Origin of the sequence: Sphingomonas sp. TDK1 (assembly GCF_001650735.1) — a bacterium.
In the GTDB taxonomy this organism is placed as follows: Bacteria; Pseudomonadota; Alphaproteobacteria; order Sphingomonadales; family Sphingomonadaceae; genus Sphingomonas.
Map to the genome: position 1 here is coordinate 86,870 of NZ_LXVY01000017.1, position 22,237 is coordinate 109,106.

At 66.2% G+C, this 22,237-nt stretch carries 25 protein-coding genes and 1 tRNA gene; 16 read left to right on the top strand and 10 right to left on the bottom strand.

All coding sequences use genetic code 11. The features are described 5' to 3' along the window. Positions 1 to 11 precede the first annotated feature (11 nt). Both galE and A7X12_RS10995 read left to right on the top strand, forming a co-directional pair. Entirely contained in the window at positions 12 to 1,010 is a 999-nt protein-coding gene (gene galE, locus A7X12_RS10990; protein WP_064311663.1) for a UDP-glucose 4-epimerase GalE, read from the top strand. A 70-nt stretch (positions 1,011 to 1,080) separates the two neighbouring features. Beyond that, entirely contained in the window at positions 1,081 to 1,329 is a 249-nt protein-coding gene (locus A7X12_RS10995; protein ID WP_064311664.1) for a hypothetical protein, read from the top strand. Between the two features lie 48 nt (positions 1,330 to 1,377). On the opposite strand, the gene A7X12_RS11000 is transcribed toward A7X12_RS10995, so the two are convergent. The 3 genes from A7X12_RS11000 to A7X12_RS25095 all read right to left on the bottom strand — a co-directional run bounded on the left by A7X12_RS11000 (position 1,378) and on the right by A7X12_RS25095 (position 5,074). Then, positions 1,378 to 2,010 (bottom strand): GAF domain-containing protein, encoded by a 633-nt coding sequence (locus A7X12_RS11000; protein WP_198161994.1) that lies wholly within the window; start codon positions 2,008 to 2,010, stop codon positions 1,378 to 1,380. 406 nt (positions 2,011 to 2,416) lie between these two features. Then, the gene (gene clpA / locus A7X12_RS11005) at positions 2,417 to 4,738 is read right to left on the bottom strand and encodes an ATP-dependent Clp protease ATP-binding subunit ClpA (RefSeq protein WP_064311666.1); all 2,322 of its coding nucleotides are present in this window, start codon (positions 4,736 to 4,738) and stop codon (positions 2,417 to 2,419) included. Positions 4,739 to 4,876: 138 nt separating this feature from the next. Continuing rightward, entirely contained in the window at positions 4,877 to 5,074 is a 198-nt protein-coding gene (locus A7X12_RS25095) for a DUF1192 domain-containing protein (RefSeq protein ID WP_084445346.1), read from the bottom strand. 79 nt (positions 5,075 to 5,153) lie between these two features. On the opposite strand from A7X12_RS25095, the gene A7X12_RS11010 reads away from it, so the two are divergent. Beyond that, positions 5,154 to 6,164 (top strand): NAD(P)H-quinone oxidoreductase, encoded by a 1,011-nt coding sequence (locus A7X12_RS11010; protein WP_198161995.1) that lies wholly within the window; start codon positions 5,154 to 5,156, stop codon positions 6,162 to 6,164. Between the two features lie 12 nt (positions 6,165 to 6,176). On the opposite strand, the gene A7X12_RS11015 is transcribed toward A7X12_RS11010, so the two are convergent. Then, positions 6,177 to 6,599: a hypothetical protein gene (locus tag A7X12_RS11015; RefSeq protein ID WP_064311667.1), complete on the bottom strand. Its 423-nt coding sequence runs from the start codon at positions 6,597 to 6,599 to the stop codon at positions 6,177 to 6,179. 33 nt (positions 6,600 to 6,632) lie between these two features. Beyond that, complete coding sequence (locus A7X12_RS25520; protein ID WP_157105570.1) at positions 6,633 to 6,794, bottom strand: hypothetical protein; 162 nt, start codon at positions 6,792 to 6,794, stop codon at positions 6,633 to 6,635. Positions 6,795 to 6,984: 190 nt separating this feature from the next. Here A7X12_RS25520 and A7X12_RS11020 point away from each other — a divergent pair, with 190 nt between their 5' ends. From A7X12_RS11020 to A7X12_RS11050, 7 genes are all read left to right on the top strand, one after another. Continuing rightward, on the top strand, positions 6,985 to 7,863 hold the full coding sequence (locus tag A7X12_RS11020; protein ID WP_064311668.1) for a UDP-2,3-diacylglucosamine diphosphatase: 879 nt from the start codon (positions 6,985 to 6,987) through the stop codon (positions 7,861 to 7,863). 23 nt (positions 7,864 to 7,886) lie between these two features. Beyond that, positions 7,887 to 8,909, top strand: coding sequence for a glycosyltransferase family 4 protein (locus A7X12_RS11025; RefSeq protein ID WP_064311728.1), 1,023 nt, complete (start codon positions 7,887 to 7,889; stop codon positions 8,907 to 8,909). A gap of 119 nt (positions 8,910 to 9,028) precedes the next feature. Beyond that, positions 9,029 to 9,679, top strand: a complete 651-nt coding sequence (locus A7X12_RS11030) for a DUF1013 domain-containing protein (RefSeq protein WP_064311729.1) — start codon at positions 9,029 to 9,031, stop codon at positions 9,677 to 9,679. A 140-nt stretch (positions 9,680 to 9,819) separates the two neighbouring features. Continuing rightward, entirely contained in the window at positions 9,820 to 10,683 is an 864-nt protein-coding gene (locus tag A7X12_RS11035) for a dienelactone hydrolase family protein (protein ID WP_064311669.1), read from the top strand. Positions 10,684 to 10,761: 78 nt separating this feature from the next. Then, the gene (locus tag A7X12_RS11040) at positions 10,762 to 11,397 is read left to right on the top strand and encodes a glutathione S-transferase family protein (protein WP_064311670.1); all 636 of its coding nucleotides are present in this window, start codon (positions 10,762 to 10,764) and stop codon (positions 11,395 to 11,397) included. Between the two features lie 72 nt (positions 11,398 to 11,469). Then, positions 11,470 to 11,778, top strand: a complete 309-nt coding sequence (locus A7X12_RS11045; RefSeq protein WP_157105571.1) for a hypothetical protein — start codon at positions 11,470 to 11,472, stop codon at positions 11,776 to 11,778. Next, positions 11,778 to 11,984, top strand: coding sequence for a hypothetical protein (locus tag A7X12_RS11050; protein WP_157105572.1), 207 nt, complete (start codon positions 11,778 to 11,780; stop codon positions 11,982 to 11,984). The genes A7X12_RS11045 and A7X12_RS11050 overlap by 1 nt, the downstream gene beginning before the upstream one ends. Positions 11,985 to 12,092: 108 nt before the next feature. Here A7X12_RS11050 and A7X12_RS11055 read toward each other — a convergent pair whose 3' ends face one another. Both A7X12_RS11055 and A7X12_RS11060 read right to left on the bottom strand, forming a co-directional pair. Beyond that, complete coding sequence (locus A7X12_RS11055; protein ID WP_064311730.1) at positions 12,093 to 13,580, bottom strand: DEAD/DEAH box helicase; 1,488 nt, start codon at positions 13,578 to 13,580, stop codon at positions 12,093 to 12,095. A gap of 82 nt (positions 13,581 to 13,662) precedes the next feature. Next, complete coding sequence (locus A7X12_RS11060; RefSeq protein ID WP_064311673.1) at positions 13,663 to 14,112, bottom strand: hypothetical protein; 450 nt, start codon at positions 14,110 to 14,112, stop codon at positions 13,663 to 13,665. A 75-nt stretch (positions 14,113 to 14,187) separates the two neighbouring features. Here A7X12_RS11060 and A7X12_RS11065 point away from each other — a divergent pair, with 75 nt between their 5' ends. After that, complete coding sequence (locus tag A7X12_RS11065) at positions 14,188 to 15,636, top strand: FAD-binding oxidoreductase (RefSeq protein ID WP_064311674.1); 1,449 nt, start codon at positions 14,188 to 14,190, stop codon at positions 15,634 to 15,636. A 53-nt stretch (positions 15,637 to 15,689) separates the two neighbouring features. Next, entirely contained in the window at positions 15,690 to 16,460 is a 771-nt protein-coding gene (locus tag A7X12_RS11070) for a SapC family protein (protein WP_064311675.1), read from the top strand. A gap of 394 nt (positions 16,461 to 16,854) precedes the next feature. Here A7X12_RS11070 and A7X12_RS11075 read toward each other — a convergent pair whose 3' ends face one another. Next, on the bottom strand, positions 16,855 to 17,700 hold the full coding sequence (locus A7X12_RS11075; RefSeq protein WP_064311676.1) for an N-formylglutamate amidohydrolase: 846 nt from the start codon (positions 17,698 to 17,700) through the stop codon (positions 16,855 to 16,857). Between the two features lie 114 nt (positions 17,701 to 17,814). On the opposite strand from A7X12_RS11075, the gene cpdR reads away from it, so the two are divergent. From cpdR to A7X12_RS11090, 3 genes are all read left to right on the top strand, one after another. After that, entirely contained in the window at positions 17,815 to 18,189 is a 375-nt protein-coding gene (gene cpdR, locus A7X12_RS11080; RefSeq protein ID WP_064311731.1) for a cell cycle two-component system response regulator CpdR, read from the top strand. Between the two features lie 55 nt (positions 18,190 to 18,244). Then, positions 18,245 to 18,319, top strand: a tRNA-Val gene (locus A7X12_RS11085). A gap of 173 nt (positions 18,320 to 18,492) precedes the next feature. Next, a complete protein-coding gene (locus A7X12_RS11090) occupies positions 18,493 to 19,620 on the top strand; it encodes a glycoside hydrolase family 43 protein (RefSeq protein WP_064311677.1) in 1,128 nt (375 codons plus the stop codon). 123 nt (positions 19,621 to 19,743) lie between these two features. On the opposite strand, the gene A7X12_RS11095 is transcribed toward A7X12_RS11090, so the two are convergent. Beyond that, complete coding sequence (locus A7X12_RS11095; RefSeq protein ID WP_232318462.1) at positions 19,744 to 20,919, bottom strand: hypothetical protein; 1,176 nt, start codon at positions 20,917 to 20,919, stop codon at positions 19,744 to 19,746. A 90-nt stretch (positions 20,920 to 21,009) separates the two neighbouring features. Here A7X12_RS11095 and A7X12_RS11100 point away from each other — a divergent pair, with 90 nt between their 5' ends. Next, positions 21,010 to 21,588 carry an aspartyl/asparaginyl beta-hydroxylase domain-containing protein gene (locus A7X12_RS11100; RefSeq protein ID WP_064311679.1) on the top strand — a complete coding sequence of 193 codons (579 nt, stop codon included), beginning with the start codon at positions 21,010 to 21,012 and terminating at the stop codon, positions 21,586 to 21,588. On the opposite strand, the gene A7X12_RS11105 is transcribed toward A7X12_RS11100, so the two are convergent. Next, entirely contained in the window at positions 21,571 to 22,140 is a 570-nt protein-coding gene (locus A7X12_RS11105) for a GNAT family N-acetyltransferase (protein ID WP_232318463.1), read from the bottom strand. The genes A7X12_RS11100 and A7X12_RS11105 overlap by 18 nt on opposite strands. Positions 22,141 to 22,237: the final 97 nt, after the last annotated feature.

A 22,237-nucleotide genomic window follows, 5' to 3' on the forward strand; every position in this document is an offset into this window, starting at 1 on the left:
GGGATCTGGCGATGCGCGATGGTACGGTGCTGGTGACGGGCGGTGCGGGCTATATCGGCAGCCATGCGGTGCTGGCGCTGCTCGACGCCGGGTGGCGCGTGGTGGTGATCGACAATCTGGTCACCGGCTTCGATTGGGCAGTGGATTCGCGGGCCAAGCTGGTCGTCGCCAGCATTGACGACATACCGGCAGTACGCGCCGCGATCCGCGAGCATGGCGTCACCGCGGTGATGCACTTTGCCGGATCGGTGGTGGTACCGGAATCGGTGACCGATCCGCTCAAATATTATCGCAACAACACCGCGGCCAGCCGCGCGTTGATCGAGGCCGTGGTGGCGGAGGGCGTGCGCCACTTCATCTTCTCCTCCACCGCCGCGACCTACGGCATCCCCGAACAGGTGCCGATCCGGGAGGATTCGCCGAAGTCGCCGATCAATCCCTACGGCATGTCCAAGCTGATGACCGAGATCATGCTGAAGGACGTCGCGGCCGCGCATCCGCTCAACTATTGCGCGCTGCGTTATTTCAACGTCGCCGGTGCCGATCCGCAGGGCCGCAGCGGCCAGTCGACGGCGGGCGCCACGCACCTCATCAAGGTCGCCGTGGAAGCCGCCACCGGCAAGCGGTCCCATGTCTCGGTGTTCGGCACCGACTTCGCGACCCCCGACGGCACCGGGGTGCGCGACTATATCCATGTCAGCGACCTTGCCGCCGCGCATGTCGACGCGCTCGACCTGCTGATCGCGCGGCCGGAGGAAAGCCACACGATGAACTGCGGCTATGGCCGCGGTTTCTCCGTGCTGGAGGTGCTCGACGCCGTCGACCGCGTGACCAACATGACGATCGAGCGCAAGCTCGAGGGGCGCCGGGCCGGGGATCCCGATGCGCTGGTGGCGGACAACAGCGCCATCCTTGCGGCGCTGCCCTGGCGGCCGAAACATGCCGACCTGAACGGTATCGTGCAGGACGCGCTTGCCTGGGAGCGCAAGCTGGCCGAGCGCGGTCGATAGGCAACGCTTCCCCGATCTGGTAGCCTTGCGGCAACGTCGCCTCCGATGGCGGCGTAGCTGGGAGGCCGCCATGTTGTTTCTGCTGCTGTTCGCGCTTGCCGAAGACGTCACGCCCGCCGCGTCGCTGCCGGCGCCGGCACCTGAAGCGCGCTGCCAGAACGCGCAGGTGCGATCGGTCGCAGAGAAGCGCGCGGTAGCCTCGTCGGCCCAGCCGCTGGCGGAGGAGCCGCTCGCCGACTTGTCGCGCGCGATCGTTCGCGATGTGCGGTGCGATCGCCCGGAACGGGTTGCCGAGCGCGTCGGCGCCAAGCAGCGCTGACGGCGCGGGTGTCCGGGCGGCGCCCGCCCGGCGCCGACGCTCCGGCGACTAGTAGCTGATCCCCGTGCCCGGATAGGCGAAGACATCGTTGCCAAGCGACAGCGCGAGCGGCGTGGTCAATTGCCATTCGGGACGCAGCTTCTTCTCCAGGCGCCGCAATTCCTGATCGAGCAAGGCGACGGTGGCATCATCCTGCTCGCCGATGGCGAATCGTATGCGCGCGCAAAGCTCCGCAACGGCAAACTGGGCATAGGCGACGGCGTTCGGTTCGCGCTCGATCACTGCGATCGCTTCGTTCGCCAACGTTGTCAGCAGCGCCAGGGACTCCGCGTCGATGGTCCGCGGCTTCTGGTCCATCAGGCATAGCGTACCCAGCGCGAAGCCGTCGCTGGTCACCAGCGGGGCGGCATAATAGGCCCGGATGTTCATCTCGATGACGGCGGGGGCAAATTTGAAGCGTGGCTCGCACCAGGCATCGGCGACGCACAAGGGCGCGAAGCTGGGCATCTGGATGGCAGCGTCGCAAAAGCTCTCGGGCCGGTCGAACTCCCGCGGGTCGAAGCCATAGGCGACGGCGAGCCAGAGCTGCGATCGATCGACGATGGAAACGGCGCTGTAGGGGAAGCCGGTCGACCTGGCCGCCCGGGTTGCGATGTGGGAAAGCTCACTGTCCCCGCGCATGCCGAGCACGCCGGACGTCAATACTCTCGTCTGGCGCCGTATCTCATTCGGGCTTTGGGTGCTGCACGCACAGACTTCCTGGTTCATGCCGGGTGTCCCATCGTCGATGACGGCAGAGTAGCCGCGAGAAAAACGGCTGCAACATAGTAATCGTGCGAATATGCTCTCGCGGAAAATATGATACGGGCGGTTACTGGCCAAGATATGCGCCGCAATGGTCGTATCCTGGATCCGTTCTGCGCCGTACTTACGATGGGGCCGACATAAGGCAGTGGCACGGCCGCGCCGTGGGATTGGTAAATGTCTGGATTATCGGTGCATTAAACCAAGAAACGGCCTGCGGGACAAAAAAGGACCGGAAGATTGCTCCTCCGGTCCCCTCTTGTGACGTTGTTTCGCGTACGGCTCAGACGTCCGCGGGCGCTTCCTTCTTGCCCTTTTTCGGCTTCTTCGGCGCGGCCGGCACGATCTCGAATGCCAGCGCATTGTCCTTCAGCTTCACGCTCACTTCGCCGCCATGGACGAGCTTGCCGAACAGCAGCTCCTCCGCGAGCGGCTGCTTGATCTTTTCCTGCATCAGGCGGCCCATCGGGCGGGCGCCGTACAGCTTGTCATAACCGCGCTTGGTGAGCCATGCCTTGGCTTCGTCGTCCAGATGGATGTGGACGCCGCGATCGGTGAGCTGCAGTTCGAGCTGGAGCACGAACTTGTCGACCACGCGGGCGACGACTTCCGGCGGCAGATAGCCGAACGGCACGATCGCATCGAGGCGGTTGCGGAATTCGGGGGTGAAGAGATTCTTCACCGCCTCTTCCTGCACGTCCTCGCGGCTCAGCTCGCCGAAGCCCACGCTTTCCTTCGCCATGTCCGACGCACCGGCATTGGTGGTCAGGATGAGGATGGTGTTGCGGAAGTCGACGGTCTTGCCGTGGTGGTCGGTCAGCTTGCCGTTGTCCATCACCTGCAAGAGGATGTTGAACAGGTCCGGATGCGCCTTCTCGATCTCGTCGAGCAGCAGCACCGAATGCGGGTTCTGGTCGACCGCATCGGTCAGCAGGCCGCCCTGGTCATAGCCGACATAGCCCGGAGGGGCGCCGATCAGCCGGCTGACCGAGTGGCGTTCCATGTACTCGGACATGTCGAAGCGCTGGAGCGGGATGCCGAGCAGCGTCGCCAGCTGCTTCGCCACCTCGGTCTTGCCGACGCCCGTGGGGCCCGAGAACAGATAGTTGCCGATCGGCTTGTCCGGATCGCGCAGGCCCGCACGGCTGAGCTTGATCGCCGAGGACAGGACTTCGATCGCCTTGTCCTGGCCGAACACGACGCGCTTCAGATCCTGCTCGATATTGGCGAGCACGCGGGTGTCGTCCGACGAGACGGTCTTGGCCGGGATCCGCGCCATGGTCGCGATGACCTGCTCGATTTCCTTGGGCGTGATGACCTTCTTGCGCTTGGACGGCGCCACCAGCATCTGCATCGCGCCGACTTCGTCGATCACGTCGATCGCCTTGTCCGGCAGCTTGCGGTCGTTGATATAGCGCGCCGACAGCTCGACCGCCGACTTGATCGCGTCGGGCGTGTACTTCACCGAATGATGCTGCTCGAACGCCGAGCGCAGGCCAGCCAGGATCTTCACCGTATCCTCGACCGACGGCTCGTTGACGTCGATCTTCTGGAAGCGGCGGAGCAGCGCGCGGTCCTTCTCGAAGTGGTTGCGGAATTCCTTGTAGGTGGTCGAGCCGATGCAACGGATCGAGCCGCCCGACAGCGCCGGCTTGAGCAGGTTCGATGCATCCATCGCGCCGCCGCTGGTGGCACCCGCGCCGATCACGGTGTGGATCTCGTCGATGAACAGCACCGCGTGCGGCAGCTTTTCGAGCTCCGAGACGACCTGCTTGAGGCGCTCCTCGAAGTCGCCGCGATAGCGGGTGCCGGCGAGCAGCGCGCCCATGTCGAGCGAGTAGATCACCGCTTCCTTGAGCACGTCGGGCACTTCGCCCTCGACGATCTTGCGGGCGAGACCCTCGGCGATGGCGGTCTTGCCGACGCCCGGATCGCCCACATAAAGCGGGTTGTTCTTGCTGCGCCGGCACAGGATCTGCACGGTGCGGTCGACTTCCGCCGCGCGGCCGATCAGCGGATCGACCTTGCCGATCTTCGCCTTCTCGTTGAGGTCGACGGTGAATTGCTTGAGCGCGCTCTCACCCTTGCCCGTCTTCGCCTCCTGCTTGTTCGACTTGTCTTCCTCGGCAGCGCCCTTGGGGGTGCTCGCCTCGGTGGGCGTGGTGCCGCCCTTGCCGACGCCGTGGCTGATGAAGCTGACGGCATCGAGCCGGCTCATGTCCTGCTGCTGCAGGAAATAGACCGCATAGCTCTCGCGCTCGCTGAACAGCGCGACCAGCACATTGGCGCCGGTCACTTCGTCGCGGCCCGAGGACTGGACGTGCAGGATCGCGCGCTGCACGACGCGCTGGAACCCGCTGGTGGGGGAGGGATCGGTGGCGTTGTCCACCTTCAGCGCTTCCAGCTCGGTATCGAGATAGTGCGCCACGGTGGTTTTCAGTTCGCCCAGGTCCACCCCGCACGCGCCCATCACCTTCGACGCATGTTCATCGTCGATCAGCGCGAGCAGGAGATGCTCGAGCGTCGCATATTCGTGCCGGCGCGAGGACGCAGCCTCGAGCGCCTTGTGGAGGGTGGCTTCGAGAGCGGAGGCGAAACTAGGCATTCGGATACAACTCCAGTCGGGCCGAAAGGGTGCTGAGCCCGTCTTCCCCTATGTCGGGAGTGGCAGGCCCCGCATCAAGCGCTGCGGCCCCGCACCGGAGGATCGTGGCGTATCGCCCGAGTTCCGGTGCCTTGACGCTCATCTCTTAAATAGAGCGTCAGCGCTTGCACGATGGTGAACGGCGCGTTGAATCTTTTCTCGACATCGGGCGATCTCGGTTTCGAGCAGCGCAATTCGGGCTTCTAGTTCGGCCACCGAAAAGGGGTCGAGGTCCTGCTTTGCCAGCTGCACCGCGAGATCGTCGGATCGACGCGGAAGATTTTCGTCGGCGTCCATGCGAGGAAACGTTGACCCTGGGGAGGTCGATGTCAATAAGGCCCCGAAGTTCCCCTTAGGCCAAAAAGCGACGAACCGAATGATCGCAGCCGAAATGATGCTGGCCATCGACCCCGATGCGCCGGGCGGCCCTGAAGTCCTTGTCCCTGTGGCGCGACCTGTCCCGAAGCCCGGGATGGGCGAGGTGCTGGTGCGAGTCGCGGCGGCGGGCGTGAACCGCCCGGAAGTGTTGCAGCGGCAGGGCAAATACCCGCCGCCGCCGGGCGCCCCTTCCATTCTGGGCATGGAAATTGCCGGCACGGTGGTAGCGCTGGGGGACGGAATGGACGACTCGCTGCTCGGCAGGAAGGTCTGCGCGCTGATCGCGGGCGGCGCCTATGCCGAGTTCGCGGTGGCACCGGCCGGGCAATGCCTGGACGTGCCCGAGGGGCTGACCATGGTCGAGGCGGCGGCCTTCCCGGAAACGCTGTTCACGGTGTGGTCGAACCTGTTCGATCGCGGCTGGGCACAGCCGGGCGAAACCGTGCTGGTCCATGGCGGCACCAGCGGCATCGGCACGATGGCGATCGCGCTTGCCAAGCTGTTCGGGCTGACCATCCTGGTTACGGCGGGTTCGGATGAAAAATGCGCGGCGGCGCGCGCGCTCGGCGCCGATCTCGCGATCAACTACAAGACGCAGGATTTCGTCGCGGAAGTGAAGGCCTTTACCGGCGGCGAGGGCGTGCAGATCGTCATCGACATGGTCGGCGGCGACTATGTCGCGCGCAACCTGCAGTGCCTCGCCGAGGACGGCCGCCATGTCTCGATCGCGGTGCAGGGCGGGGCGACCGCGACGATCCCGGTTTGGGACGTGATGCGCCGCCGGCTGACGCTGACCGGCTCGACGCTGCGGCCGCGCTCGGTGGAATTCAAGTCGCTGCTCGCCGACGAGCTGCGCCGCCATGTCTGGCCGCTGGTCGCCGAGGGCAAGCTGAAGCCGATCATCGACCGCACCTATCCCTTCGCCGAGGCGCCCGCGGCGCACCGGCGGATGGAAGGGGGCGAGCATGTCGGCAAGATCGTGCTGACGATCGGCGACAATCTGGACTGATCGGTCGCCTGCTCAGGCGGCGATGCGGTGCTGGCGCAGGGCCTCCTGCGCCATCGGCAGCAGCAACTGCTCCTGATGCGCGGCGCGGCGTTCGCACAGGCGCAGCAGACGCTGGGCGGCGGCGCGGTGGCCCTGCGGGTCCGCGAGGACGTTGCGCAGCGGCCAGGCGGTGAAGTGATCCTGGGTGCGCTCTCGCCATTCGAGGTCCTGCTCGGTCGTGCGGCGCGCCATCGCCTGGTGGGCGCAGTCGTCGCTTTCGCGCAGCACGGAAAGCAGCAGGCGGTCCTTCGTCAGGGCATGGACGCGCATGGCGTCCAGGATCCGGGTACGCGCCGCGTCCAGCGCGGCGGAAGTGGGTCGGCTATTGAGCAGCAGCAGGGCCTTGGCGGCGTCGGTGAGGTCTTGGGTGGTGGCGAAAAGCGAAGTGAATGGCATCAGGGTCCTTCCTGATTGCATTCTAGCGCTTTTTCATGCGCGTGGGGTTCGTTGCCGCAATGAAATGAGTCGCGCGAGGTTCTTGCGAAGATCGGCCAGGTGCGGCTGGTCGATCGGCGGCGCGGCGGCGCGCCGGATCTGATCGGACATCGCCAGAATGTCGCGGACGATCGCCCGAAGTTGCTGCAACGACACGCCGTCTATCCTCCCCCGCTTGTTGTAGAGGCACGATGCAGGCGGGCCTGGTTTCGCAGCCCGATGGTGCCAGTCGGTGCTGCTCGATCCTGGACTATGACAGTCGCGTGAAATCCCAACGATTCGATTTGTAACAATGCCGCGCCATAGGCGATTCTCTACACTGCGCTAGCTGCACGGGAACTTGGGCATGGCTACGATCACCAGGCTTTCGTTTGATGTCGCGGGTCTCGCGGACTTTCACGCGATCACCCCCACGATTCCGGAACGTCCGATCGGCGAACGTCGTAAATATCGCGCGATCTGGATCTCGGATGTCCATCTCGGCACCCGCGGCTGCAATGCCGAGATGCTGATCGACTTTCTCGACCATGTCGACAGCGATACCATGTATCTGGTGGGCGATATCATCGACGGCTGGGCGATGAAGAAGCGCTTTTACTGGCCGGCCACGCACAACGACATCGTGTGGCGGGTGCTGAAGCGGGCGAAGCGCGGCACCGAGATCGTCTATATCCCGGGCAACCATGACGAGATGTTCCGCCAGTTCACCGGGCTCGATTTCGGCGGCGTGAAGATCAAGCGCCAGGCGATCCACACCACCGCCGACGGACGCCGCCTGCTCGTGCTGCACGGCGACGAGTTCGACGCGATCACCATGTCCCACCGCTGGCTCGCCCATCTGGGGGATGCCGCCTACGAGATGATGATGACGCTCAATCGCTGGCTGAACGCGGTGCGGCGCTGGATGGGCCTGCCTTATTGGTCGCTGAGCAAATACGCCAAGCAGAAGGTGAAGAACGCCGTGTCCTTCATCTCCAAGTTCGAGGAAATCGTTGCGCGGGAAGCAGGTGCCCGCGGCGTGGACGGCGTAATCGCCGGGCACATCCACAAAGCGGAGATCCGCCCGATCGACGGCATCGATTATTATAACGACGGTGATTGGGTAGAGGGTTGCACGGCGCTGGTGGAGCATTACGACGGATCCATGGAAATTCTCCACTGGGCCGACGAGATGGCAGCGCGCGAGTCGCTGCCGGAGTCCGAGGTCAGACTGGCGGCGGCGTGACGGCAGCGGCGGGGGACCAGGCCGTGCGTATCGCAATCGTGACCGATGCCTGGGAGCCCCAGGTCAACGGCGTCGTCCGCACGCTCCAATCGGTGCGGCGGGTGTTGGAGAGCCAGGGCCATCAGGTACTGGTGGTCTCGCCGGACAAATTCTATTCGCTGCCGTGCCCGACCTATCCGGAGATCCGGCTGGCGATCACCAGCGTCGCCGCCGTGGGTGCGATGCTGGAGGCGTTCGCCCCCAACGCGATCCACTTGGCGACCGAAGGGCCGCTATGCGTTGCCGCGCGGCGCTGGTGCTTGCGGCAAAAGCGTCCGTTCACCACCGCCTACCACACCCAGTTCCCCGATTATGTCTCGGCGCGGTCGGGCGTGCCGGCCGAATGGATCTGGCGCTATATCCGCTGGTTCCACACGCCCAGCGCGACGATCCTCGCTTCGACGGCATCGATCCGCCAGTCGCTGGTCGATCACGGCCTGCCCCAGGTGCGCCACTGGGGGCGGGGTGTCGACCTCGCCAATTTCCATCCCGGCATCGCGCCGCATCCGGGCGTGGCGGACTTGCCCGGCCCGGTGATGCTGTATGTCGGCAGGGTGGCGGTCGAGAAGAATCTCGAGGCGTTTCTCAGCGTCGACCGGCCCGGCACCAAGGTCGTCGTGGGCGACGGGCCGGCGCGGGCGATGCTGGAGGCGAAATATCCCGATGCCGTGTTCCTCGGCGCGCAGTTCGGGACCGATCTTGCCGCCGCCTATGCCGGGGCGGACGTGTTCGTTTTCCCCAGCAGGACGGACACGTTCGGCCTGGTGATGATCGAGGCACTGGCCTGCGGCACGCCGGTCGCGGCCTATCCGGTAACCGGGCCGGTAGATGTGCTGACGCCGGAAACCGGCGTGATGGACGAGGATCTGGGCGTCGCCATCGACAAGGCGCTCACCCTGGACCGCGGCGCCTGCGCCACCTATGGCCGCAGCTTCACCTGGGAAGCGAGCGCCCGACAGTTTCTTAGCGCGCTGGTGCCGATCGGCTGCGAGAAGGTCGCCGCCTGAAACGCGGAAACGCTTGCCCCAGCGGGCAAGCTACCCTACATCAAGACCATGTGTGGCCGCCCGTGATGGGCGGCCCTTATTGTTTCAAGTTCCGGAGATCCACCGTGGCCCAGCCGCTGATGCCGCACGCGACCGCTTCCTGGCTGGTCGACAACACGTCGCTGTCGTTCGAGCAGATCGCCGAGTTCTGCGGTCTCCACATCCTCGAAGTGCAGGCGATCGCTGACGATACCGCCGCGACCAAGCTCACCGGCCGCGACCCGGTGCGCGCGCACGAACTGACGATGGACGAGATCGAGAAGGGGCAGGCGAACCCCAATTACGTCCTCAAGATGCAGAAGGGTCCGGAGCAGGTCCGCCGCACCAAGGGGCCTCGCTACACGCCGGTCTCCAAGCGCCAGGACAAGCCGGACGGCATCGCCTGGATCCTGCGCCACCACCCCGAGGTTTCGGACGGCGCGATCGGCAAGCTGATCGGCACCACCCGCACCACCATCGCCGCGATCCGCGACCGCACCCACTGGAACATCGGCAACATCGTGCCGAAGGACCCGGTGACGCTGGGCCTGTGCTCGCAGCGCGAACTGGATGCGCTGGTCGCCAAGGCCGCCAAGGCGGCCGGTATCGAAGCGCCGACCGACACGCGCCTGGAAGGCGACCGCGAGGCACTGATCGAGCAGCTGCGCGCCGAGCGCTATGCCGCCAGCCATGTGCCCGAAGCGCAGGATGCGCCGATCGAGCATACGGCGGAGAGCCTGTTCAAGCATTGAGATCGCCTTCCCGGGCGTAGACGAACGGGCTCCGGCGCACCCTGCGCCGGAGCCCGTTCTGCTTGTTGGGACAGCTTTGCTCGCGTGATCCGGTGCGATAGGCTTCGTGCGGGGCGGGGACCCCAAGGAGGAGGATCGCCATGTGTGACGAACAGACCGCAGCCGACAATGCGCGTGTGCTGGGCGGAATGACCCGCCGCGGCTTCACCGCCGCCGCCGCTGCGACCGGCGTGATGGCGATCCTGCCGAGCCCGGCCAATGCCGCGGCGGTGAAGGGCCGGGACGTCACGATCAAGACGGCCGACGGCACCGCCGATGCCTATTTCGTCGCACCCGCGAGCGGCCGGCACCCGGCCGTGCTGGTGTGGCCGGACATCATGGGCCTGCGCCCCGCCTTTCGGCAGATGGCCGATCGGCTGGCGCAATCGGGCTATGCGGTGCTGACGGTCAACCAGTTCTACCGCTCGACCAAGGCGCCGTTCCTGAAAGCCGGCCAGTCGTTCGACCAGCCCGAGGTACGCGCGATGATCATGCCGTGGCGCGATCCGCTCACGCCCGCCGCGATCACCGCCGACGCCAGGAGCTTCGCCGCGTTTCTGGATGCCCAGCCGGAGGTGGATACCAAGCGCGGCCTGGGCAGCACCGGCTATTGCATGGGCGGGCCCTTCGTGTTCCGTACCGCCGCCGCGCTGCCCGGCCGGGTAAAGGCCGGGGGCAGCTTCCACGGCGCGCCGCTGGTGAGCGAGGCACCGGACAGTCCGCACAAGCTCGTGCCGGAGATGCAGGGGCGCTATCTGCTCGCCATCGCCGAAAATGACGACGCGCGTGCGCCCGGCGACAAGGAGGCATTGCGCACCGCCTTCACGGCTGCGGCGCTGCCCGCCGAGATCGAGGTCTATGCCGGCACCATGCATGGCTGGTGCCCGCCCGACAGCCGCGTCTACAACGCCGTCCAAGCGGATCGCGCATGGGATCGATTGCTCAAGACCTTCGCCAGCCTCTGACCGATTGACCGGCCCGCGGTTTCGTGTTCCCCTCTTGTTCCCGGCCATCCGAGTCGGGAGCAACAGGGGTACGGGGCCATGACGGACCAGCTGATTCTCTACACCAATCCGCAATCGCGCGGGCGGATCGCACGCTGGATGCTTGAGGAAGTGGGTGCCACCTACAGCGTCGAGGTGATGGACTATGCCTCGACGATGAAGGGCGAGGCGTATCGCGCGATCAATCCCATGGGGAAGGTGCCGGCGATCGTCCATGACGGCAAGGTCGTTACCGAATGCGCGGCGATCTGCGCCTATCTGGCGGAAGCCTTCCCGAATGCGGGCCTTGCGCCGCTGCCGGCGGAGCGGGCGGATTATTATCGCTGGCTGTTCTATGCGGCCGGGCCGGTGGAACAGGCGGCGACCAACAATTACGCCAAGTTCGACTCGGGCGAGCAGTCGCGCATGTTCGGCTATGGCAATTACGACCTCGTCGTCGAGGTGCTCGACCAGCTGCTCTCGTCTCGCGCCTATGCCACCGGCGAGCGCTTCACTGCCGCAGACGTGTATCTGGGCTCGCAGATCGGCTGGACGATGATGTTCGGCATGCTGCCGAAGCGCGATTCCTTCCTGGCCTATATCGAACGCGTGCAGGGCCGCGAGGCATATCAGCGCGCTTGGGCCATGGACGACGCGCTGGTCGCTGCGCAGCAAAAGGCGGCCGAGCCGGCTTGATGGCCCGTCGCGACGGTGCCGTGCGCGCACGGACTCGTCGTTGGCGGATCCTCGCCGCTGGCAGGAGTGCGCGTGCCGCTGGGGGGCGTCGCGGTGCCGGGGAATCACGATCACGGGACGGCGCCCGACGCGATCCGGACAGCGCTACGCCGCGCCGGTATCGTCGTGCGCTCCCACGCCGCGCTTCGTCGGGGGGCGATCGCCTTGCCTGGCGTCGATGATGCCTATTCCGGCCATGACGATGCGGCGCAAACGGTGGCTTGGTGGCGACATCTGGGCGGCATTCCCGTCGTCCTGACGCACGCGCCGGATCTGGTCCGGAGTGGCCCGGCGAACTACCGCTGCTGCTCGCGGGCGAACCGCATCGCGGTCAGGTCGTAGTGCCGGGTTGGGGCCCAATGTTCCGCCGCTTGCCGCACGAGCAGTGGCGGCGGCTGTACGACCTGCGCCTCCGCTGTGGCGGGATCGCCGATGGCGGATGCCGGATCGTGGTGACGGCCGGAGTGGGATCGGGCACCATGCCGCCCCGCCTCGGGGCGCCGCCGGACTGGTGGCGGATCGAACTGGGTGCGCCGCGCAGGCGCTGACAGGGCATGGGCTCGGCGCGCGATCAACCGGTGGCCAGCCGAACGAACGGCCGGCCGCGCGGTACCGTATGGATAGAACAAGTTGCGGCGCGTTTCCGCGCCGCGCGATCAGGCGTCGATCGTATAGTTGAGGAAGTCCGGGATCGGGCCGTTCCAACCCTCGTCCGGGCCGTCATCCTGGTCGCGGCGGCGGCGGCGATCGTCGCGGGCGGGCCGTTCGTCGCGGGCGGGCCGTTCGTCGCGGATCGGGCGCTCCTCGCGCGCCGGGCGCTCCGCGCGTGCGGGACGTGCGTGGCTCTCCTCGCGCGGCGCAGGGGCGGCGGCCTGTTCCTCGCGGGCCGGCGCGGCGCGGCGCGACTTCGGCTTGGCCGGTGCATCCGCAGCGACCTCGTCGCGGCGCGGCTCCGCCTTCTTGGCATCACGCTTCCTGCCGCGCTCCCGCGTCGGGGCGGCGGTCTGCGCATCGTCCGATGCCACCGGGCTCGGCACGCGTTCGATCTTGTGGCCGGTCAGCTTCTCGATCTCGGTGATGTTCTCGGCATCCTCGGGCGTCACCAGCGTGTAGGCGATGCCGGTGGCGCCGCCGCGGCCGGTGCGGCCGATACGGTGGACATAATCGTCCGGATGCCAGGGGGCGTCGAAGTTGAAGACGTGGCTGATGCCCTTCACGTCGATGCCGCGCGCCGCGACGTCCGATGCGACGAGGATGTTGACGTCGCCGTTCTTGAACCGGTCCAGCTCGGCGATGCGGGCCGACTGGTCCATGTCGCCGTGAATCTCCGCCGAGCGGAAGCCGTGCTTCTTCAGGCTCTTGTTCAGATCGCGGACGGTCGTCTTGCGGTTGCAGAAGATGATCGCGGTGGCGACCTCGTCCTGACGCAGCAGGTCGCGCAGCACCTGGCGCTTCACGTGCGCGGTGTTCGGCACCTGAACGATTCGCTGGGCGATGTTGACGTTGGCGGTGGCGGGGCGCGCCACTTCGATCGTCTTGGGGTCGGTGAGAAAGCGGTCCGCCAGCTTCTTGATGGGGGGCGGCATCGTCGCCGAGAACAGCAATGTCTGGCGCACCTTGGGTAGCTTGGTGCAGATTTCCTCGATATCGGGGATGAACCCCATGTCGAGCATCCGGTCCGCCTCGTCGATCACCAACAGGCTGCAGCCGGTGAGCAGGATCTTGCCGCGGCCATACAGGTCCATCAGCCGGCCCGGCGTGGCGATAAGGACGTCGACGCCCTTTTCCAGCGCCTTGACCTGATCGCCCATCTGCACGCCGCCGATGAGCAGGGCCATGGAGAGCTTGTGGTTGAGGCCGTATTTCTCGAAATTCTCCGCGACCTGCGCCGCAAGCTCGCGCGTCGGCTCGAGGATCAGCGAACGCGGCATCAGCGCGCGGGTGCGCCCTTCGCCGAGCACGTCGATCATCGGCAGCACAAAGGCCGCGGTCTTGCCGGTGCCCGTCTGGGCGATACCGATGAGGTCCTTGCCCATCAGCACCGACGGGATCGCCTGGCGCTGGATTGGAGTCGGCTCGGTATAGCCGGCGTCGGTCACCGCGCGGAGAAGTTCGTCAGAAAGGCCGAGATCGGCAAAGCTCATGCAATTGTCCGGAAAATAGGGCGCGTTCACTGCGCCTCAGCAGAAGGCATCGCGCTTGCGGATTCAACCGCAAAAGTCAAGCTCAGCGTGCGCGAACGAGGTTCTTGAAGGCCTGAATAGGGCATGTTCTGCCCGATCGGGAGCGCAAGGCATCGCGACCCGCGCAGAACTTGCTGTCCTTTGTCGGCTTCAGATAGGCACCCGAATAGAAACCCAGCGCCGGGCATTCGGCGCCCAGCTTGGCGCGGAGCAGCGATCCGTCCTCGAGGATCAGGTCCACGCTGTCGGCCGCGTTGACGGTGAAGCCCTGGATCCGGCCCACGTCCACGCAGCTTTTGGCGCGACGTTCGACGACGGAGGGGGATTCGCGGACGACGATCGTCGTGGTCGTCACCGTCATGCGCGGCACGTGAATCGAAACATGCTGCTGGAAAGACGGCGCGATGGCAGCGTCGACGGCCATGGCCGGGCGCGCCGCGGGAGCGGCGAGCAACAGCGCAAGGCCGGCAGCGGCGATCGGCAGTTTCAACATGGTGGGATCGGACAATAGGTGCATCGGCTTGAACGCTGGATGAACTGCCGCACGCCATGCTAGTGCGCAACCATCATGACACCCGCGCAGCAACGCATCACTGCCTTCGCCGCCGAACGCTTCGGCCCCAAGGCGGTCACGACCGATCCGCAGGACATCGAGCCCTGGCTCACGGACTGGCGCCGCCGCTATCACGGCGCGGCGCCTGCGATCCTGTCGCCCGGGTCCACCGAAGAGGTCAGCGCGCTGGTGGCGCTGGCCAACGACCTTGGCGTGGCGCTCGTCCCGCAGGGCGGCAATACCGGCATGGTGGGGGGCGCGATTCCGCCGGCGGACGGATCGGCGCTGCTTTTCTCCACCCGTCGCCTGCACCGTATCCGCCGCATGGACCCGGAGGCGAATCTGGCCGTTGCCGAGGCGGGCGTGATTCTCGGGACGTTCCGTGACGCGGCCGAGGCTGCGGGGCGGCGCTTTCCGCTCGATCTGGGCGCGCGGGGCAGCGCCACGATCGGCGGGCTGGTTTCCACCAATGCCGGCGGCGTGCAGGTGCTGCGGTTCGGAACGATGCGCGCGCTGGTGGCGGGCGTCGAGGCGGTGTTGCCCGATGGATCGGTGCATGACGGGCTGTCGGCGCTGAAAAAGGACAATCGCGGCTACGATCTCAACCAGCTGCTGATCGGCGCCGAGGGGACTCTCGGCATCGTCACGGCCGCCACGCTGCGGCTGGTGCCGGCGGCGGCCGCGCGGGCGGTGGCGTGGGTGGGGGTGGAGAGTCCGGCGCAGGCGCTCGCGTTGCTGCGACGGTTGCAGGCCGCGACCGACATGATCGAGAGTTTCGAGATCATGCCCGACGATACCGTCGCGCTGGTGCTGGAGCATGTGCCGGGCACACGCCTGCCGCTTGCCGGTGCGCATCGCTGGCACGTGCTGATCGAGGCCGTAACCGGCGATCCGGCCGCCGAGGCACCGGCAGTGGTGCTCGAACGCATGCTGGCGGAAGCCTTTGAGAGCGGCCTGGCGCAGGATGCCGTCATCGCCGCCAGTGAGGCGCAGGCGGAACAGTTCTGGCGGATCCGGCATTCCATTTCCGAGGCGGAGCGCGCGAGCGGCCCCGCCGTGCAGCACGACATCTCCGTGCCGGTGGAGGATATGCCACGCTTCATGGTGGAAGGCGGGGCGGAGGCCGAGGCGCGCTTCCCCGGCACGCACACGATCGCCTATGGCCATCTCGGCGACGGCAATGTCCATTTCCATGTGCGCGCACCCAGGGGCGTTGATCGCGACCGCTGGTATGCCGAGGAGGCGCCGCGGATCACGCGGCTGGTGCACGACATGGTGGTGGCCGCGGGCGGATCGATCTCGGCCGAACACGGTATCGGTCAGATGAAGCGCGACGAGCTCGCGCGTCTGTCGCCGCCGGCGCGAATGGCTGCCCTGCGCGCGATCAAGACCGCGCTCGATCCCAAGCTGATTCTCAATCCGGGAAAGCTGGTCGCGCTTGCGCCGACCATCGTCAGCAAATAGACCGCGGGCCGGTTGAAACGCCTTTCGACGAAAAAAGTTCTCAGGAGATCCTCATGGCCAGCGCGCCGCAGTCGCTTCCCTTGTTCTACAATCAGCTCGAGCCGCTTTCGAGCCAGGTCCATGCCGATTTCCGCACGCGTTCGACCGACCGCGCGCCGTTTCTTGCCGGCCAGCACGCGGTGCCCGTCACCGTCGAGGAATTTCCGCTGGTGCAGCGCTTCATGCCGATCGTCTTCTCGGTGGGCGAGGACCCCGTGCCGCTGGCGCTGATGGGCCTGAACGAAGGCGTGAACACCTTCTTCGACACCGAAGGCAAGCTGGTCGACCAGAATTTCTACGTGCCCGCCTATATCCGTCGCTATCCGTTCCTGCTGGCGCGCCTGCGCCCGGACACCGACGAGCTGTCGCTTTGCTTCGATCCGACTTCGGACGTGGTCGGCAAGTTCGACGAAGGCGAGCCGCTGTTCAACGGCACCGAGCCGAGCGAGATCACCAAGAATATCCTGCAGTTCAACGAGCAGTTCGAGACGGCCGGTGCCCGCACCAGCCAGTTCATGCGCGAGCTCAAGGACTTGAACCTGCTGATCGACGGCGAAGTCTCGATCCAGCCGGACGGCGCCGAGCAGCCGTTCATCTATCGCGGCTTCATGATGGTCGACGAGAACAAGCTGAACGAGATGCGCGGCGACCAGCTCCGCAAGATCGTGCAGAACGGCATGCTGCCGCTGATCTACGCCCACCTGTTCTCGCTGGCGCAGATGCGCGAGCTGTTCGCCCGCCAGATGCGCGCGGGTTGGCAGCCCGAGGTGCAGCTGGTCGGCTGATCCTCGCCGGGGCAAGGCTCGCCCTTGCCCCATACTGCCTTGCGCCCCTCCTCCTGGGAGGGGCTTGGGGATGGCGGGATTCCGAGCCAGAAGCATGGTTTCGATGATGCGCCGTCCCGCCCCAACCCCGTCCCCGATGGGGGCGGGGCTTGATGGACGGTAAGGATCTGGCGCATCCCGATCGCGCCCGCCGGCTCCCAAAAAACCGCACCGCCGTTCAACCGAAAAACTTCTGCGACGAGTTGCCTTGAACTCGGTTGCCCCGTCTCTATATCTCTAAGGTACGGCTCGTGTCCCCCCTTTCGCGATGCCGTGCGACGCGCCTTCGGGCGTGTCTCCTCCCTGAACCTTGGCCACCTCGTGGGTAACCGCGAGGTGGTTTTTTATGTGCGGTTCACTCGGCGGCCAAGGCGCCGGGCAGCGCTTCCTCGGCCAGTGCATCGACGATGGCGCGCAGCAGCGCCGTGACGGCCGGTGCTGCCGGCGCGAGGCCGTCGAATGCGGCGTCCAGATAGAGCGACCGATCGAATTCCAGCTGCAGTGCGTGAATGCCGCGACGCGGATCGCCGTGACGCTCCAGGATATGGCCGCCGGCATAGGGCGTGTTCGCAGCGGTCGCGATACCGTGCTGCCGCGCCACGGCCGCCGCGCGCGTGCCGAACCGGCCGGCGGCGGCGCGGCCGAAGCGATCGCCGATCACCAGCCGCGGCGTGGTTTCCGGCGAGCCCAGGGGCGGCATCGAATGGATGTCGACCAGCAGCGCGATGCCGAATCGTGCCCGTGCCGCAGCCAGCGCCTCGCCAAGCGCCAGGTGGTAGGGGCGGTGATCCGCCTGGATTCGCGCGGCGATGTCCTCTGCGGCGAAGCGGCCCTGCCAGAGCTGGCCCAGCGTGCCGACCCGGCGCGGCACCAGCCCCAGCCCGCTGCGTACCTTGGTGGACAATGGGCGGCCGAGAAGATGCGCGCCCTCGTCGATCTGGGGATCGCGATCATGCTCGGCGCGGTTGAGATCAATCCAGGCACGGGCGCGCGTGGCGACGAACAGCGTCTCTTCCCGACGCGCGTCGATCGCCAGAAGGTCGATATGGCGATCCTCAAGGGCGCGCAGCGCGGCAGGCGGCACCCGCAGCGCGGCGAGCAGCGACTCCGGATAGTCGCGCCCGCCATGGGGCACGGAGAGCACCACGGGGCTTTCCGGGGGTACCGGCCCGTAGCGATCGAAGCTGGCGGCGCTAGTCACCCGGAGAGACTAGGCCCGCAGGATCGGGCGGGCAACGGATGGGAACTGCCCTGGCTGGAAAATCTTAAGGGGTTGGCCCATAAAGGGCGGGCGGTTGGTACCGATGGGGTGAAGATGATCCGGATTCTGCTGGCCGAAGACGATCGCGTGATGCGCGAATATCTCACCCGCGCGCTCGAACGCTCGGGCTATGCGGTCAGCGCGGTCGATCGCGGCACGGCGGCGGTGCCCCTGCTCGAGTCCGAGCGATTCGACCTGCTGCTCACCGACATCGTGATGCCGGAGATGGATGGGATCGAGCTTGCGCAGCGCGCCGCGGAGATTGCGCCCGAGATGCGGGTGATGTTCATCACCGGGTTCGCGGCGGTGACGTTGCGCGCCGGCAAGCAGGTGCCGCAGGCCCGCGTTCTCTCCAAGCCGTTCCACCTGCGTGATCTGGTGCTCGAGGTCGATCGGATGTTCGAATCGGAGAATGTGGGACAAAATTGAAATTCGCGCTTGCACGGGGGGCGGACCCCCGCTAAAGGCGCGCTTCCCGAGTTTCGGGCGCGTAGCTCAGTGGTAGAGCACTGTGTTGACATCGCAGGGGTCGCAAGTTCAATCCTTGCCGCGCCCACCATCAAAGACCCCGCTAAGCCCATGGCTTGGCGGGGTTTTTTGTTGTTCTTAAGCGATCGCCCGGAGGCGCGGTCGCGGTTGGAATCGCAGCCTCTTGCCGGGAGCGTCGGGTCGATGGTAGCGCTATCGGGAAGCGGCAATAGCCGCTCCGCAAAATGACGAGAGGATAGGCTGTTGCGTCTTTCGCTGAAACTTCCGACGGCTGCGGCTGCTATCGCGCTGCTTGCCGGCTGTTCGTCTGGCAATTCCGCGCAGAATGATGCCGCCGCGAATGCCGCGGCCCCGGCAAATGCGTCTGCCGAAGCACGCAGCCCGGACGGCAAGCAGTATCTGGCCCAGCCGCTGGTGAAGGACCTGTACTTCGCCGATCCCTCCGCGCACGTCTTCAACGGCAAGATCTACGTCTATCCCAGCCATGATGTCGACGCGGGTATCCCCGACGACGATCTCGGCAGCCAATATGCGATGCACGACTATCAGGTGCTGAGCATGGACCGGCCGGGCGGGCCGGTGACGGTAAACCCCGTCGCGCTCGACCTGAAGCAGATTCCCTGGGCCAAGGAAAAGGCCTGGGCGCCGGACGCGGCGTTCAAGAACGGCACCTATTACCTGTATTTCCCGGCCAAGGATAAGCAGGGCGTGTTCCGGATCGGCGTCGCCACCTCGGCTTCGCCGGTCGGCCCCTTCAAGGCGGAACCCGAACCCATCGCAGGGGCCTATTCGATCGACCCTGCCGTGTTCACTGACGACGACGGCCAGAGCTATCTGTATGTCGGCGGTATCTGGGGCGGGCAGCTGCAGCGCTGGGCCACCGGCAAATACGATCCCAATGCCGGCGATACCGATTTGAAGAAGGACGATCAGCCCGCCCTGTCCGGCAAGGTGGCGCGCCTCACGCCCGACATGAAGCATCTGGCCGAACCGCTCCGCGACGCGGTCATCTTGGACGAGAAGGGCAAGCAGGTCCTCGGGGGCGACCATGATCGCCGCTTCTTCGAGGCCGCGTGGACGTTCAAGCGCGGTGGTAAATACTATTACATGTACTCGACGGGCGACACGCACTTCCTCAACTACGCCATTGGCAGCAGCCCCTACGGCCCGTTCAAATATACCGGCCGCGTCCTGGAGCCGGTCCAGGGCTGGACGAGCCATGGTTCGGTCTTCGAATTCCAGGGCAAATGGTATCTGGCGTACCATGACACGCAGCTCACGAATAAGAACCATCTCCGCTCGGCCAAGATCACCGAACTGACCTTCCGCCCCGACGGCACGATCGAGACGCTCAAGCCGTTCAAGGACTGAGCCGGCGCGGCGCCCCCAGGGGGCGTCGCTGGTCGGCCCGCGCCGGTCGCTCCAGCGGCGGCGCAACGGGGTCCCGCCATGGGGCGGACGTGCTTCTGCCGCGTCGCCATGGTCCGGCGTGCCTCAATGCGGGTGTGGCTGCGGGCGTATGAGTCTTCGGCCCAGCTCGGCATGCAGGTCGCGAAGATTGCGCCGAACGGCTTCCAGCACGGCCCGGCTCGCGCGGTGCTGCTTTTGCGCGCTATCCGGGACGAATAGGTCGGCTGGCGCCTTCGCGTCCCAGCGACCGGCGCGTTCCACCGCCGCCCTCTCGGCACATGTCAGCGAAAGCCTGAAATGCGGGGCTATCCTATCGACAAAAGCCTCCGGCAAGTCAGCATAGTCGATCACCAGGCCATGCCACCTGGCAAGCGCCTGAATCGCTGCCTCGTGATGCTTCGCGAAGATGCGGGCGCACAGATCCTCTGGGCCAGGCAGATCGTCATCGATGCCGTACAACCCGCCCGGCACGAGCGAAGGCACGGTTTGATATCCGCGCATCCGCATCTGCGAGACCAGCACCTCTACCGGGTCCCGAAACAGATACACCCATGGCACGTGCGGCAGGGCGGCATGGATCAGCGGGAATGCCAGGATGTGCCAGCTATCCAGTTTGATGAAACATTGCCGTTCGCCATGCCGCGCGCGGCCCAGCGCCGATGCCATTGCGCGAAGCAGTGCGGTGCCGCGATCGCCCCGGAGGCCAGCCCCGGCCATGGCAAGACGCACCGCCGCGTCGAAGGGGCCGGGTTCGGACAAGGACAATGTTGCAGGGAGTGCGCCCAGCATCTGCGCGACCAGCGTCGAGCCGCAGCGTGACATGTGATAGACCAGCCCGCGCAACGGGGCGGCGGCCCCGTCGTCCGGCGCATTGTCGATGAAGTCGTCGAGCTTGGTGACGTGGCGGAAAACACGATTGAACGGCCGCGCCAGCGCGCGCTGCATCGAATCTTCGAAGAAGCTGTCCTTCAGCGGGTCGTCGCCAAAATAGGCCCAGTCGACCAAGGGCCCGTCATCGGAATCGACGATCCGTACCGGCAACCATTCGAGCGGGGGCCAGGCGGGGGTCGGCACGACCGACGCGGCGCGGGCGCGGGCACGGGGCGCCAAGGCATCCGGGGCCAGCGTCAGTCCCAGCCGACCGGCTGCCGCCATCGCCTGCGCGGAAAAGCGTTCGTGGCGCTCGCACGTCCCGAGCTGCCGTTGCAGTTCGGGAGCCGACATCACTGCCGTTTGAAAGGCGTGCAATGCGTTGCGCATTCTTCTCCCCCATTGCATGATCGCACGCGCCGGCGCTTTTGCAAGCAGCGCAGTCCATGCTCGGGAGGGTATCGTCGCGTGGAAACCGGAATGCGCTACGTCTATCCCGATCGCGTACGCTTGCCGCTGGTGTTCGATCCGGTGCGGCTCCGCGCCGATCTCGCGACGCTCGCAGCCGGCACATGGACGCCGCATTTCGTGCCGCAAAACTACAGCGGAGATTGGGGCGTGATGCCGCTCCGCGCGCCCCTCGGCGCCGAACATCCCATCCTGCAGATCGCCGCGATGCCGGACGCGCGCGACTTCGTCGACAGGCCGGCCTTGCAGCGTGCGCCCTATCTGCGCGAGGTGCTCAGCCACTTCGACTGCACGCTACGCTCCGTACGGCTGATGCGGCTGGGCCCCGGATCGTGCATTCGCGAGCATCGCGATCTCGGGCTCTGCGCGGAGGATGGGCTGGCGCGGCTGCACATACCGATCCTTACCAATTCTCAGGTGCGGTTCGAGGTCAATCGCGACCCCGTGGTGATGGCGCCCGGCGAAGTCTGGTATCTTCGGCTGAGCGATCCGCACCGCGTTGACAATGCCGGCGCCGACGCGCGCGTCCATCTGGTGATCGACGCGGAAATGAGCCCGTGGCTCGACGCCCAACTACGCGGCAGGGCCTGAGGTCGCGCACCACCGCATGGGCTGGTGGAGGCCGTCGCCTGCATCCGTGTCGCTGAAGCCGAGACGTGCATAGAGCGCGTGCGCGCGACGGTTATCGACGGCGACCGTCAGCGCCACGGCGCGCGCGCCGGCGGCGGCGGCGCTTTGCTGGACCCAGGCGATCAGCCGCGAGCCCAGTCCCTGGGCCCGCCAACCGGTCGCGAGCAGGATGTCGACGATGCGCCATTCTGAGGTGCTCCGATCGAGATACAGGCGGCCGATCGGCACCTCGTCCCGGAGCAGGATCCAGAAATCCGCGCGCGGGCATCGGCGAACGAAATGATGGTGCTGCAGCCGGAACTGCTCGTCGACAAAGGCCTGCTTCTCCGCCTGGGACCAAGGGTGAAACAACAGTTCGGGCATGCGGAGTTGCGCGTACCAGGCAGCCAGTTCGGGAAGGTCGTCCAACGAGGCGGGGCGGAGCGCAATTCCGACGCGTTGCAGCGCGCCGGTATCGATCGCAGCCCGACGACGCGGAGGAAAAGGTCGAAGGCGCGGGGATGCAGCGGTCACCGGCAGATCTTCGCCATGACATTCTGATATTCTTGCGCTTCCCACAGTACATATTTCACGGCAGGGTGTCTCGCGGACAACAATGCGCGCGATGTGG

Bases quoted from the DNA above. Each gene is read 5' to 3' on its own strand.
- galE (WP_064311663.1), top strand. From the start codon at position 12: ATGCGCGATGGTACGGTGCTGGTGACGGGCGGTGCGGGCTATATCGGC.
- A7X12_RS10995 (WP_064311664.1), top strand. From the start codon at position 1,081: ATGTTGTTTCTGCTGCTGTTCGCGCTTGCCGAAGACGTCACGCCCGCC.
- A7X12_RS11000 (WP_198161994.1), bottom strand. From the start codon at position 2,010: ATGCGCGGGGACAGTGAGCTTTCCCACATCGCAACCCGGGCGGCCAGG.
- clpA (WP_064311666.1), bottom strand. From the start codon at position 4,738: ATGCCTAGTTTCGCCTCCGCTCTCGAAGCCACCCTCCACAAGGCGCTC.
- A7X12_RS25095 (WP_084445346.1), bottom strand. From the start codon at position 5,074: ATGGACGCCGACGAAAATCTTCCGCGTCGATCCGACGATCTCGCGGTG.
- A7X12_RS11010 (WP_198161995.1), top strand. From the start codon at position 5,154: ATGATCGCAGCCGAAATGATGCTGGCCATCGACCCCGATGCGCCGGGC.
- A7X12_RS11015 (WP_064311667.1), bottom strand. From the start codon at position 6,599: ATGCCATTCACTTCGCTTTTCGCCACCACCCAAGACCTCACCGACGCC.
- A7X12_RS11020 (WP_064311668.1), top strand. From the start codon at position 6,985: ATGGCTACGATCACCAGGCTTTCGTTTGATGTCGCGGGTCTCGCGGAC.
- A7X12_RS11030 (WP_064311729.1), top strand. From the start codon at position 9,029: ATGCCGCACGCGACCGCTTCCTGGCTGGTCGACAACACGTCGCTGTCG.
- A7X12_RS11035 (WP_064311669.1), top strand. From the start codon at position 9,820: ATGTGTGACGAACAGACCGCAGCCGACAATGCGCGTGTGCTGGGCGGA.
- A7X12_RS11040 (WP_064311670.1), top strand. From the start codon at position 10,762: ATGACGGACCAGCTGATTCTCTACACCAATCCGCAATCGCGCGGGCGG.
- A7X12_RS11055 (WP_064311730.1), bottom strand. From the start codon at position 13,580: ATGAGCTTTGCCGATCTCGGCCTTTCTGACGAACTTCTCCGCGCGGTG.
- A7X12_RS11060 (WP_064311673.1), bottom strand. From the start codon at position 14,112: ATGTTGAAACTGCCGATCGCCGCTGCCGGCCTTGCGCTGTTGCTCGCC.
- A7X12_RS11065 (WP_064311674.1), top strand. From the start codon at position 14,188: ATGACACCCGCGCAGCAACGCATCACTGCCTTCGCCGCCGAACGCTTC.
- A7X12_RS11070 (WP_064311675.1), top strand. From the start codon at position 15,690: ATGGCCAGCGCGCCGCAGTCGCTTCCCTTGTTCTACAATCAGCTCGAG.
- cpdR (WP_064311731.1), top strand. From the start codon at position 17,815: ATGATCCGGATTCTGCTGGCCGAAGACGATCGCGTGATGCGCGAATAT.
- A7X12_RS11095 (WP_232318462.1), bottom strand. From the start codon at position 20,919: ATGCGCAACGCATTGCACGCCTTTCAAACGGCAGTGATGTCGGCTCCC.
- A7X12_RS11100 (WP_064311679.1), top strand. From the start codon at position 21,010: ATGCGCTACGTCTATCCCGATCGCGTACGCTTGCCGCTGGTGTTCGAT.